Source organism: Rhodococcus sp. 06-462-5, from assembly GCF_002258315.1.
In the GTDB taxonomy this organism is placed as follows: Bacteria; Actinomycetota; Actinomycetes; order Mycobacteriales; family Mycobacteriaceae; genus Rhodococcoides.
The window spans coordinates 38,545-49,582 of the sequence record NZ_NOYD01000055.1 but is presented as its reverse complement, the minus strand read 5'-3'; the positions used below and the strand labels follow the sequence as shown (position 1 = coordinate 49,582).

At 64.3% G+C, this 11,038-nt stretch carries 11 protein-coding genes; 3 read left to right on the top strand and 8 right to left on the bottom strand.

Annotated elements, in window-relative coordinates; genetic code table 11:
- Positions 1-296: 296 nt before the first annotated feature.
- Positions 297-917, top strand: coding sequence for a DUF6188 family protein (locus tag CH251_RS25330; RefSeq protein WP_179273535.1), 621 nt, complete (start codon positions 297-299; stop codon positions 915-917).
- On the opposite strand, the gene CH251_RS25325 is transcribed toward CH251_RS25330, so the two are convergent.
- Positions 896-1,645 carry a YqjF family protein gene (locus CH251_RS25325; RefSeq protein WP_256979301.1) on the bottom strand — a complete coding sequence of 250 codons (750 nt, stop codon included), beginning with the start codon at positions 1,643-1,645 and terminating at the stop codon, positions 896-898. The genes CH251_RS25330 and CH251_RS25325 overlap by 22 nt on opposite strands.
- 23 nt (positions 1,646-1,668) lie before the next feature.
- Positions 1,669-2,337, bottom strand: coding sequence for an SIMPL domain-containing protein (locus tag CH251_RS25320; RefSeq protein WP_094615571.1), 669 nt, complete (start codon positions 2,335-2,337; stop codon positions 1,669-1,671).
- Positions 2,338-2,425: 88 nt separating this feature from the next.
- Between CH251_RS25320 and CH251_RS25315 the strand changes: the two genes are divergently transcribed.
- Entirely contained in the window at positions 2,426-3,418 is a 993-nt protein-coding gene (locus CH251_RS25315) for an isopenicillin N synthase family oxygenase (protein WP_094615562.1), read from the top strand.
- Here the strand turns inward: CH251_RS25315 and CH251_RS25310 are convergent.
- Positions 3,412-3,840 carry a DoxX family membrane protein gene (locus CH251_RS25310; protein WP_218828327.1) on the bottom strand — a complete coding sequence of 143 codons (429 nt, stop codon included), beginning with the start codon at positions 3,838-3,840 and terminating at the stop codon, positions 3,412-3,414. The genes CH251_RS25315 and CH251_RS25310 overlap by 7 nt on opposite strands.
- Positions 3,841-3,874: 34 nt before the next feature.
- Here CH251_RS25310 and CH251_RS25305 point away from each other — a divergent pair, with 34 nt between their 5' ends.
- Positions 3,875-4,942, top strand: a complete 1,068-nt coding sequence (locus tag CH251_RS25305) for a DNA polymerase IV (protein WP_094615560.1) — start codon at positions 3,875-3,877, stop codon at positions 4,940-4,942.
- Here the strand turns inward: CH251_RS25305 and CH251_RS25300 are convergent, their stop codons facing one another.
- The 5 genes from CH251_RS25300 to CH251_RS25275 all read right to left on the bottom strand — a co-directional run bounded on the left by CH251_RS25300 (position 4,943) and on the right by CH251_RS25275 (position 10,942).
- The gene (locus tag CH251_RS25300; RefSeq protein WP_094615559.1) at positions 4,943-5,647 is read right to left on the bottom strand and encodes a tellurium resistance protein; all 705 of its coding nucleotides are present in this window, start codon (positions 5,645-5,647) and stop codon (positions 4,943-4,945) included.
- A 139-nt stretch (positions 5,648-5,786) separates the two neighbouring features.
- Positions 5,787-6,719, bottom strand: a complete 933-nt coding sequence (locus tag CH251_RS25295) for a hypothetical protein (protein ID WP_094615558.1) — start codon at positions 6,717-6,719, stop codon at positions 5,787-5,789.
- Positions 6,720-6,830: 111 nt separating this feature from the next.
- On the bottom strand, positions 6,831-8,582 hold the full coding sequence (locus CH251_RS25290; RefSeq protein WP_094615557.1) for a pyruvate dehydrogenase: 1,752 nt from the start codon (positions 8,580-8,582) through the stop codon (positions 6,831-6,833).
- Positions 8,583-8,854: 272 nt separating this feature from the next.
- On the bottom strand, positions 8,855-9,520 hold the full coding sequence (locus tag CH251_RS25280) for an aspartate/glutamate racemase family protein (RefSeq protein ID WP_094615555.1): 666 nt from the start codon (positions 9,518-9,520) through the stop codon (positions 8,855-8,857).
- Positions 9,521-9,523: 3 nt separating this feature from the next.
- Entirely contained in the window at positions 9,524-10,942 is a 1,419-nt protein-coding gene (locus tag CH251_RS25275; protein WP_256979299.1) for an MFS transporter, read from the bottom strand.
- Positions 10,943-11,038: the final 96 nt, after the last annotated feature.

Genomic DNA, 11,038 nt, shown 5'->3' with positions numbered 1-11,038 from the left:
ACTCGACAGGGTGTGGGAGAGTAGGACACCGCCGAACACAACATTCCAGAATGCCCCCAGACCACCAGGTCCGGGGGCATTCTGCATTTCGAAACCACCACCCCCACACCACCCCCCTGGCGCAGACGAACGCGCACGCATTCGCCGTCCGCGCGCAAAATCGCACCCCCAACCCCGACCATTCCCCGCGCACCTGACGAACGCGCGCGCACTTGTCTCCGGCGAGGCTGCCGCGCATCATGCCTCCGGCGGGGCTTTGTGGGCTCCCACGAGATTTTGTGGCACAGTCGATGTCGATGAAACTCCCCGTCGATCAGCGCCGCGTCAGCAGGATTCTGCTCGATTTCGATCTGAGCATCGAATTCGACAACGGTGCCACCATTGCCTTCAGTGAGGTGACGGTCGATGGACTCACCGTCGACGAGGATAATCAGTTCGAGGGTTTACGCGCCCTCGCGACACTGCACGGTCTCGTGTGCGAGGACGCAGACTACGACGAATCCGGCGTTCTCCGGCTGACTTTCGAGGGCCGGCAGGCAGTGGTGGCCAGTCCGCGAGACGAGGTCGAATCCTGGGAGTACACCGCCGCGGACGGTTCGACTGTGTTGTGTGGACCAGAAGGGGACGTCGAATCGTGGCCCGCACCCGAGCACCCGAAGGCGCTGGCCCCGACCGTCGAGAGGCTTCCGTCCATCGGTGCCACCGTGGTCCGGCTCTCCACTGGCGACGATCCTGCCGTCGAATTCTCGGACGCCACGAAGCTTTTGTTCGACCTTGCCCTCGACGCCGGTTACCTCGTGTTGCGGGAAAGCGTGACGTCGAGTTCCCTATCCGATAGTGCTGCTGCAACACCGGGAGATTGGGTCGTCGAACTGTCCTCGGGACACGTGATCTTCTACCGACCGCGTACTGCGTAGGGCCGTCCGAACTGGGTCTCCACACCGGGGGAGTAGAGCACCGAGTCCGGTGGCCGGGTGCTGACATCGGGTAGTCCTGCCGCTGCTACGAGTTCGTCGGAGCAGTGGGTGAGTTCTGCGTCGACGAGCGGCCAGTGCCGGTGCACGTTCGGGACGTACAGCAGCCGTCCGGCCAGTGAGGTGTGCAATCCCCAACGCGCGGTGAGGAACACAGCGAGCGGATCCTCGGACATGTCGCGCGATCCTCTGACGACGCCGAAGTCCGTTGTTGCGCCGCGGTGCGGGGGTGCGAGCCGTCTGCTGCGGTAGCCGATCGTCGTGGTGTCGTCGGCAATATCGATCGATGACCAGCGATACGGAATGCGAGCCGCGTTTGTGCCCAACACGACTGCAAGCCTGGTTGCTTCCAGGGATCGGAACACGACGCCGCGTCGCCCCTCCGCGTCGACCGAGTACAGGCGTACGTTGATCTCACCGAACGTGCCGAAGTACGGAACGGGGTGACGGTAGCCGATGCCGGCTCCGACCATGTGGAAGCCGATGAGCCCGACCCACGACGAGCCGTCGAATTCGTCGGGTACGCACCCGCGGGGCAACAGCGGGGCGACAGCCGAACTCGGGACACGCCAATGCAGAAAGACCAGCCGTTCCCATCGCTGATCCATCACGATCGGACGAGGCAGCAGCGGTGGCCGCGGCCAGAGGCGTCGGGCATCGTCTCGATTCATGATTCGAGCGTAGGCGCGAGGCGTCAGGAGGCAGTGAATCGGGCGTGCACGCTTGCCGAGATCGTGATGTTCTCCGGCTTGAGTGCAAATCCTGCCGGCGCTGATTTCGCGGCGAACATTCGCGCCGAGGATTCGACGCCACCGCTCTCCGCGACCCCTGGCAGCAGACCGGGGTCAGCCACTGCGACAGCATGCACGCCCGATCTTCCCAGGCTCGACGCGTACGCCTCGGCCTTGGAGACAGCGTCGCGCACAGCGAGTTCCCGGACCGCCAGGGTGTGAGCAGTTCTACTGGATTCGGTGAGGTCCCAATCGAAGTGGTCGATCGACACTCCCTCGAGTGCGGACGCTGCGTAGACGAACGCGTCCACCAGATCGAGTTGGCTGAACTGCACCTCCACGGACGCCTCGGCTCGATAGACGTACGGCAGTTGTTCTCCGTCGTGGTTGAACGGGCGGTGGCGCGAGTGGCGCACCTGGTCCACGGACCACCGATCGATGGGGCCGCCGTCGCTGTTGTAGAGCGGCTCGACCAGTCTGGTGAGCTCCCGGACGAGTTGCTGAGCCGGCTCGGATGCAGACTCCGCGGTGCGACCGTCGGTGCGAACGGTCAGGGATAGGGTGCACTGCTCGGGTGGATAGGTGGCCGCGCCGTGACCGACGACGGTGATGTCGAGTGCTTCGGGGCTCATGACATTCAGTGTTCCATCCGGGTCCGGCGGTTTCACAGAACCTTGACAGTGCTGGCCGACGCGTCGAGGGAGGAGGACAATCGCGAACATGCTTCCTGTTCTCGATCTCGGTCTGGCCGACCACGACCCGCGCACGTTCCAGCTGTCGCTGCGCGAAGCAGCTCACGGGTCCGGGTTCTTCTATCTCGTCGGGCACGGGATCGAGACCGAACGAATGCACGAGGTGCTGCGCCTCGCGCGTGAGTTCTTCGCCGTGCCGGACCACATCAAAGATGAGATCAGTCAGCTGAAGAGCCCGCACTTTCGCGGCTACTCGCGGGTGGGCGGCGAGCTGACCAACGGCCGGGTGGATTGGCGGGAGCAGATCGACATAGGTCCCGAACGCCCTGCGATCCAGGGAGCCGAAGGCTATTGGAATCTTCAGGGCCCCAATCTGTGGCCCTCGCAGCCAGCAGGATTCAGGGAGACGTTCGAGCAGTGGGAACGCACGGTGTCCGGTCTCGGGCTGAGGCTGCTCCGACACTGGGCGCAGTCACTGGGTGCTCCCGAGAACGTGTTCGACGAAGCTTTCGCCACCGCGCCCGCGACGCTGATGAAGGTCGTGCGTTACCCGGGCACTGCTGATCATTCGCAGGGCGTCGGTGCGCACAAGGACTCCGGGGTGTTGACGCTGCTGCTCGTCGAGCCGAATTCGACCGGGCTGCAGGTGGAGACGACGCCCGATACCTGGATCGACGTTCCGCCATTGGCCGGGGCGTTCATCGTCAACATCGGTGAGCTGTTGGAAGTGGCGACCGGCGGCTATCTACGGGCGACGCGGCATCGGGTGGTCGCGCCTGGGCCCGACACGGACCGGATATCGGTGCCTCACTTTCTGAGCCCGGCCCTCGATGCCGTCGTCCCGGTGATCGAACTGCCGGCCGAATTGGCGCGGCAGTCACGAGGAGTCGAGAACGATCCTGCCAACCCCATCTACAGCACCTACGGCGAGAACGCGTGGAAGTCCCGAACGCGAGCACACCCCGACGTGGCGCAGTTGCACCACGGCATCGCTGCGGCCGGTCGGCAGTCCGCCTACTGATTCCTAGTGTGGCCCTGACGTGATGCGCGATAGTGCGCCCAGGCACCGGTGCACCACAGTGTCCACACGATCAGCAGTGGCTGGAACAGTAATCGGATTCCGCGGGCCGTATCGGAGTCGAGGCCGAACGCGTCGGTGTGCGTGACGAACTGCGAGATGTTGCCGGGGAAGACCGCGACGAAGAACGCCGCGACCACCCAACCGACGAGTGGTGCGCGAGCGGTCCAGAACAGCAGCGCCAGGCCTAGAACGATCTCCACGACGCCCGATGCCAGCACGACGAAGTCGGTGCTCAGCGGCACCCAGTCGGGAACCTGAGCTGCGAACGTCTCGCGCGCCCAGAAGAGGTGGCTGAGCCCGGCGAAGACGAGGAACGCCCCCAACACGACCCGCCCGATAGTGCGAGAAATCGATTTCGTCATGGCGTCATCAGACACCACGGGCACACTGAACACCATGACCGGGAGCGCTTCGACCGACTTCGCTCGTCGCCGATGGGTACTGCACGTCGACCTCGATCAATTCATCGCTGCCGTGGAAGTGCTCCGCAACCCGGATCTGGCGGGCAAAGCCGTCGTGGTCGGCGGTAGGGGCGACCCGACCGAGCGCGGGGTGGTGTCGACGGCCTCGTACGAGGCGCGTGCGAAGGGCGTCGGATCCGGAATGCCACTGCGCGTCGCCGCGAAGAAGATTCCCGACGCCATCTTCCTCCCCGTGGACAAGCCAGCGTACGACGAGGCGTCGGCGATCGTGATGGACACTCTGCGGACGTTGGGATACGTGGTCGAGGTCATCGGTTGGGACGAGGCGTTTCTCGGTGTGGAGACCGACGACCCCGAGGGTGTAGCGAAGACCGTGCACGACGCGGTCTTCGACGCGACGGGTCTGCATTGCTCGGTCGGTATCGGGGACAACAAGTTACGGGCCAAGATCGCCACCGACTTCGACAAGCCGCAGGGCATCTACCGGCTCACGCAGGACAACTGGTTCGAGGTGATGGGCGATCGCGGTACCGATGCGCTGTGGGGGATCGGCAAGAAGATCTCGAAGAAGCTGACCGCCCTCGGCATCTCGACAGTCCGGGAACTCGCCGATGCCCAGGATGCGGACCTCGCCACCGCGTTCGGGCCGAAGATCGGTCCGTGGCTCGGCACGAAGGGGCGGGGCATCGACCTCGCGCCGGTCACCTCCGAGCCGTGGGTTGCGCGTTCGCACAGCCGCGAGGTCACTTTCCAGACCAACGTTGCCGATTGGGCGATCATTCGAGACGAGGTCGCCGCGTTGACCTCGAAGGTGTTGGCAGACATCGAAGCCGAGAACCGGCCGGCCGTTCGGGCGGCCCTGAAGATCCGCTACGCGCCGTTCGAGACTCACACCGTCAGCGCACCGATCGTCGGTGCGCCCACCTTCGATCCGGAGATCCTGACCACGGCTGCGGTGGCCCTCGTCGACCGCCTCGACCACACGAGAGAGGTCAGGCTGATCGGCGTCCGGCTGGAAATGACTCCACCGCAACCTCTCTGACTACTTGCGGCCCGCCGCCCAGCGCAGTCCCCAACCGTACTTCTTGTCGAGGTCGGCCTGGCTGCCCTGGATGTACTCGACCTCGCGGGTGACTGTGATCCCCGCAGATGTGTTCTCCAACAGAGCGATCGAGCAGATTCGTGCGGAGTTCTCGGCCGAGTCGAGACGTACCTCGACCTGTGGTCCGCTGGTAGGGTAGAGCGTCACCACCCCGTCGACTGCGGCCCAGTTCGGTGCGCCGTCGTAGATCATCGCGAAGATCAGGATGCGGGCGAACTTCTCGGGGTGGGCGAGGTTGATGTGCATGTTCTCGCCGCCGCTGACCGAACCGGAGCGGTCGTCGCCGTCGAGCGCGATGAACGGGGCATCCTGCAGTGAACCGAAGCTGTTTCCGAGTGCCTGGACGACGCCCTTGGAACCGTCGCGCAATTCGTAGAGGCACCCGAGGTCGAGATCGACACCGCCGGACCCGTACGACGCCGCGGCCAACTTGGCCAGGAAGCCCTTCTTCTTCGGCTGTGCTGCGGGTGCGCCGGTCGACCAGTTCAGGTTTACCCGCATCGAGCCCTGCTTCTCGCCGGACTTGGTGAGGCTGATCGTCGGTGACGCCTTGGACAGCGTCACCTTGCTCAGACTGACCGGTGCTCCGGGTTGCTGCGCTGGGTTCTGGCCCGTCGAGGGCTTGCGGGTGTAGTCGATGGCCATGGTGGAGCCTTCCGGACGGTCGAGTCCCGGATCGCGATGTCCGGTTTGGGCGGTCCGTCGACAATAACCGCTACTCCGACGACCGACACCGGCCGGGAGTGGATTGTGCGCTTCGGCAATGTGAACACCGATCGCTCGATCACCCTTTCGGTGTGTGCTTGCCGCCGAGAACAGTGGGCATGGGTTCGTCGAAGCTCTCGTTCTCGGGCAATGGTTCCGCGCCGTGTGCGGCGCCGAGTTCCTTGATCGACTTCGTCTTCGCTAGCTCTTTCGATCCGCCGCGTGCTCCTGCGAAGTCGTTGTACCAGAGGAACCACGGTAATCCGGCCCGCGTGTAATCGGCGGCCGACGGCGGCCTGGTCGGTGGTAACTCGCCGGTCGATTGTTGCCACACATCGCTGTTGGCGATGTCGACGGTGAACTGGATTCCGTGTTCGAGATCCCAGTCGTCGTGCTGGCGAAGGGGCGACGCGATGGTTTGACGGATCGAACCCCCTCCGCCGAGGCCCATGTCCGACGCCGGTGCTGCACATACTATGAAGTCCGGATTGTTGGGTCGGGGCGGTTGTGCATCCCAGACGGACGCCTTCAGCGGATACGCGGCGATGCGTATCCCACCGATCGCAGGATCGGCCGACAACTGTTCCTCCACCGTGTATCCGTCGCCCAATGGCATTGCGACGAACTGCCGGACGGTGCCCTCACCGAAGTTGAAACCGTCGAGCCACGGTTGCTCGGGAATCTCGAAGTAGTCCTCGGCTTCGAAGTCCGGTGTCGCCGACCACGGGGAGCCGGTGACCACGTTGATCGATCCGGCCGCGATCGTGACCAGGAAAGGGTAGTGGCCGGAGAAGTCGATCCAACAGGCTTCGGACTGCCACATCGGCAGCACGGCACCATCGTCAGAATCGTTCTGGCGCAGGGGAAACGAGCCGAGTCCAGGCGGTAAGTTGTACTCCGTGCCGTCGTCGGGCACACGAAGGGTGCGCTGAAACGTCGTACGCATGGTCGCCTCCGGATGGACGTCGGGGCAGGCGATGGTCAGGTTGTCGTGCTCGACGAATGCAGGCATGGACTTCTCCTCGGTGCCGGTTGATCGTCGAAGGGTAGATCGAGGTACCGACACGAAAATCGGCGCGACGGGTGAGTATCGTCGCGCCGATTTTCCGGTCCGCAGTCCGATCTACGGGCGCGGCACGTTACGCAGATTCGACTTGGCCATTCGCATTGCCTCGCCGACGCCGCCGTTGAGCACGACCTTGCTCATCGCGAGAGCGAATCCTTTGATCTGCTCCCCGGTGATGGTCGGCGGGACCGAGAGTGCGAGCGGATCGGTGATCAGCTGCACCAGTGCCGGACCGTCTACGGCGAACGCAGTCTCGAGTGCGCCGCGGATGTCCTCGGGCTGATCGACGCGTTGTGCGTGGATACCCGCGGCTGCGGCGATACCGGTGTAGTCGACCTGCGGTACGTCCACTCCGAAGTCGGGTAGACCGTCGACGAGCATCTCGGCCTTGACCATGCCGAGCGTGGAATTGTCGAACAGCACGATCTTGACGGGCAGCTTGTACATCGCGACTGTGAGGAGTTCGGAGAGCAACATCGAGAAGCCGCCGTCGCCGGAGATCGAGACGACCTGGCGGCCCGGATTGGCGAACTGCGCTCCGATGGCGTGCGGCAACGCATTTGCCATCGAACCGTGCAGCATCGACGCGACGAATGCCCTTCTGCCGGTGGGGTTGATGTACCGCGCGGTCCACACGTTGCACATGCCGGTGTCGGTGGTGAACACGGCGTCGTCGGCGGCGAGGTCGTCGAGAACTGAGGCAGCGTACTCGGGGTGGATCGGGACGAGCTTCTCGGCGTTGCGGGTGTACGCGCCGACGGTCTTGCCCATCAGGTCGTTGTGCTTGTCCACCCACTTCTCCACGTAGCGACGATCGGTCTTGCGAGTGACCAAGGGCTGCAACGCATTCAGTGTCGCTAGAACATCACCGTGGATCGGGTACTGCACCGAGGTCCGACGCCCCAGCTTCGTGGGATCGATGTCGATCTGCGCGGTCGTGACATCCTCGGGAAGGAACTGCTGATACGGAAAGTCGGTGCCGAGCAGGATGAGTAGGTCTGCGTCGTGGATCCCGGCGTGCGCAGCTCCGTAGCCCAGCAACCCTGTCATGCCGACGTCGTACGGATTGTCGTACTGGATGAACTCCTTGCCACGCAACGAATGTCCGATGGGAGCGCCGATGGTGTCGGCGAACGCGACCACCTCGTCGTGGGCACCCTTGACCCCGTAGCCGGCGAAGATGGCCACCTTCTCGGCGTTGTTGATGGCGTCGGCCAGCTTCTGGATGTCCGCCGCAGGCGGTGTGACGATCGGTGTGGACGGAATGGCGATCGGATCCATCGTGCCTGCGGCCGACAGCTCGGCGATGTCGCCGGGGAGCGTCAGAACCGATACTCCGCCGCCGGTGACGGCGGCGTTGATCGCTGCGCGGAAGACCCGGGGAGCCTGTTCGGCGGTGGAGACGAACTCGTTGTAGAGCGAGCATTCACCGAAGAGGCGGTCGGGGTGCGTCTCCTGGAAGTAGCCCGAACCGATCTCACTACTGGGAATGTGCGACGCGATCGCCAGAACCGGTGCGCCGGAACGATGTGCGTCGTACAGGCCGTTGATCAGATGCAGGTTTCCGGGTCCACACGAACCCGCGCAGACGGCGAGTGCGCCGGTGGTCTGCGCGTCGGCCGACGCAGCGAAGGCCGCGGCTTCCTCGTGTCGGACGTGAATCCAGTCGATGCCACCCTTGGCCGATCCACCGGTGCGACGCACTGCGTCGACCACAGGATTGAGACTGTCGCCGACGATGCCGTAGATGCGTTGTACGCCGGCGTCGACGAGTCCTCGAACGAGCTGATCGGCCACTGTGGTGGGCATTGATTCTCCTCAAAACTTGTGACGCGCTGTTCACCGATGTGCCTCGGTTGCGTCTCGTCGACGGCTTCCCTGCGTGGAGGGCCTGTCAAACATCCTGGGAGCGCACACGGGAGCCGTCAAGCGAAAAGGGCTGGTAGACGCTGTGGCGATCTCCGTCACGTCGGATATTCCAGACAACACCCACAGCTCGCACCGGAACCGCCGGTTCGACTTCCTTTCCGGAATTGTCGAGGGCCGGCGGGTGTCCAGGGCCTTCGAGCGCCGGTAGGGAGCTAACTGCCCACCGCGCTCGAGATTCTGTCGACGACCATCGCAACGGCACTCGGAACCGGCTCGATGACGTGCACGTCGGTGCGCAGCGCCAGCCGCCGGGCCGAGTCGCTCAGCGGTCCGCCGCCGATGACGACGGCGCTCGCTCCAGCGGCCACTGCCGCATCGACCGCTGTCCCCAGTTCGTCGACGCTCGACGCGAGGTCCTCGGCCAGGACCAACGGCGATGACGCGGTGAGGAACACACCCGCGAAATCGCCGTCGGGCACGGTGGCACGAGTCAGCGCATCGAGCTGGGCGGCGAGATCGGCTGTGGTGGTGGCGATCGCGAAGCGGCGACCGCCTCGTGCTGCGTGCAGGATTCCTGCCTCGCCGATCCCGACGACCGGAATGTCGACGAGGGCTCGGAGTTCGGCCGCACCGGGATCACCGAACGCGCCGACGATCACAGCGGCGGGGCCATGGTGCTCGATCGCGTCGAGCGCCGCCGCTACGACTTCCGGTCCTGCAGCCCGCAGCTGTTCGGTGCCGGTGATCATCGCCGGTCCGGTACCCGCGGTGATCCCGATGACGGTGAATTCCGTGTCGTGGAGCCAACGTCGCGCGACGTCGACGAGCAGCTGCGTCGTTGCAGTGTTCGAGTTGGGGTTGATCACGAGAATCTTCACTGCTCAGCCATCTTCCGGCATGGGTTGTCCGAAGGTCTCTTTCGGGAACTGAACGGCGATTCCGCACACGATGAACAGGCCGGCCAGCATCGCAAACATGGCACCCACGCCGGACGAGTCCAGTACGGCTCCTGCGATGAGCGGGAACAGTCCGCCGGAGAGCGAGCCCAGCGCCAGGATCACCGACGTCGCGAGGCCACGGATTCGCGTGGGGTACTGCTCGGGGGCGAACAGCCAGATCGTTGTGTTGAGGATGATGACCGAGAAATTGAACAGCGCACCGAAGAACAGGACAAGGCCGATAGAGGTTGCGAAGAAGCCGAATCCGAGTCCGGCGACGATACCGAGCACGGCGCCACCGGTCAGTGTCACCTTGCGAGGGAGTTTGCGAGCGATAAGGGCAGCGGTCAGCGCGCCGATGAGCGATCCGGACTGCATCACGAGGGTGTACCAGAGCGCGCTCGAGATCGACATTCCCCGCTCGGTCAGGATGACGGGAATGAGTGTGAGCATCGAGATCTGTGCTGCGTAGGACATGCAGACGGCAATACCGAGGGCGAGAGTGCTTCTGCGGTATCGCCGCCCGAACATCTCCGTCCACCGTGCGCGTGGTGTGGCGGGATCGTCGACCGATGTGTCGACGTTCAAGTACTGAACCTCGGAGTCGAGAGTGCCGCGTAGCTTGCCCTGCGCGAGGCGATTGATGACGGTGTTGGCCTCGGCCACACGGCCTGTCGCCGCGAGGAAGCGAGGTGTCTCCGGAAGCGAGCGGCGATAGAACACGACGGCGAGTGCGGGCAATACGAGCAGACCGAACAACCAACGCCAGCGGTCGTCACCGGTGAAGATGGCGAAGACGATGACCCCGAACAGTGGGGCGAGCATGTTGCCCAGACCTGCGGCCGCGACGTTGATCATGCCGACCGCGGTACCACGATGCCTGGCGGAGAAGAACTCCGAGAGCATGATCACCGCTACGGCGATCTCACCGCCGAGTCCGAGCCCGACCAGGAATCGCGCGCCCACCAACACCTCGTAGTTGGGTGCGAATGCGCACAGCAGTGAGCCGAACGCGAACACGAGAAGGTTTGCGCCGAGAAGGGTTCGACGACCGAAACGGTCCATCACTGCTCCGGCCAGGATGCGCCCGAGTGCGACGGCGGTGAACGTCGCGGTGTTCAGCAGTCCGATCTCGGTTCCGCCGAGGCCCCAGGATTCACGCAGGAGCGGTCCGGTGATGCCGACGGCATTCTGTTCGACGGCGTCGAAGAACACACCGAAAAGGACCATGGCGACGATGCCGAAGTGCGCTGTGGTGAGGCCGATCTTCGAGTACGACGCCTCGATCTGTTCGCTGAGGCTGCCGGCCTCCGGTGGCGGGTCGATCGGTGACGGCATTTCGTTCGTGGTCGGGACGCTCATCCCAGTGCCTCTCGCTCAGTGGTATACCAACAGCGCAGAATTTACGGAGTTGCGGGCCATGGGAGGTTTCCTGGCGGTAACACTTGTGTTGCCAGG

What these genes read in the sequence shown, in the direction of transcription:
- CH251_RS25330 (WP_179273535.1), top strand. Translation starts at nt 297, where the DNA reads ATGAAACTCCCCGTCGATCAGCGCCGCGTCAGCAGGATTCTGCTCGAT.
- CH251_RS25295 (WP_094615558.1), bottom strand. Translation starts at nt 6,719, where the DNA reads ATGCCTGCATTCGTCGAGCACGACAACCTGACCATCGCCTGCCCCGAC.
- CH251_RS25305 (WP_094615560.1), top strand. Translation starts at nt 3,875, where the DNA reads ATGACCGGGAGCGCTTCGACCGACTTCGCTCGTCGCCGATGGGTACTG.
- CH251_RS25315 (WP_094615562.1), top strand. Translation starts at nt 2,426, where the DNA reads ATGCTTCCTGTTCTCGATCTCGGTCTGGCCGACCACGACCCGCGCACG.
- CH251_RS25300 (WP_094615559.1), bottom strand. Translation starts at nt 5,647, where the DNA reads ATGGCCATCGACTACACCCGCAAGCCCTCGACGGGCCAGAACCCAGCG.
- CH251_RS25275 (WP_256979299.1), bottom strand. Translation starts at nt 10,942, where the DNA reads ATGAGCGTCCCGACCACGAACGAAATGCCGTCACCGATCGACCCGCCA.
- CH251_RS25310 (WP_218828327.1), bottom strand. Translation starts at nt 3,840, where the DNA reads ATGACGAAATCGATTTCTCGCACTATCGGGCGGGTCGTGTTGGGGGCG.
- CH251_RS25290 (WP_094615557.1), bottom strand. Translation starts at nt 8,582, where the DNA reads ATGCCCACCACAGTGGCCGATCAGCTCGTTCGAGGACTCGTCGACGCC.
- CH251_RS25320 (WP_094615571.1), bottom strand. Translation starts at nt 2,337, where the DNA reads ATGAGCCCCGAAGCACTCGACATCACCGTCGTCGGTCACGGCGCGGCC.
- CH251_RS25325 (WP_256979301.1), bottom strand. Translation starts at nt 1,645, where the DNA reads ATGAATCGAGACGATGCCCGACGCCTCTGGCCGCGGCCACCGCTGCTG.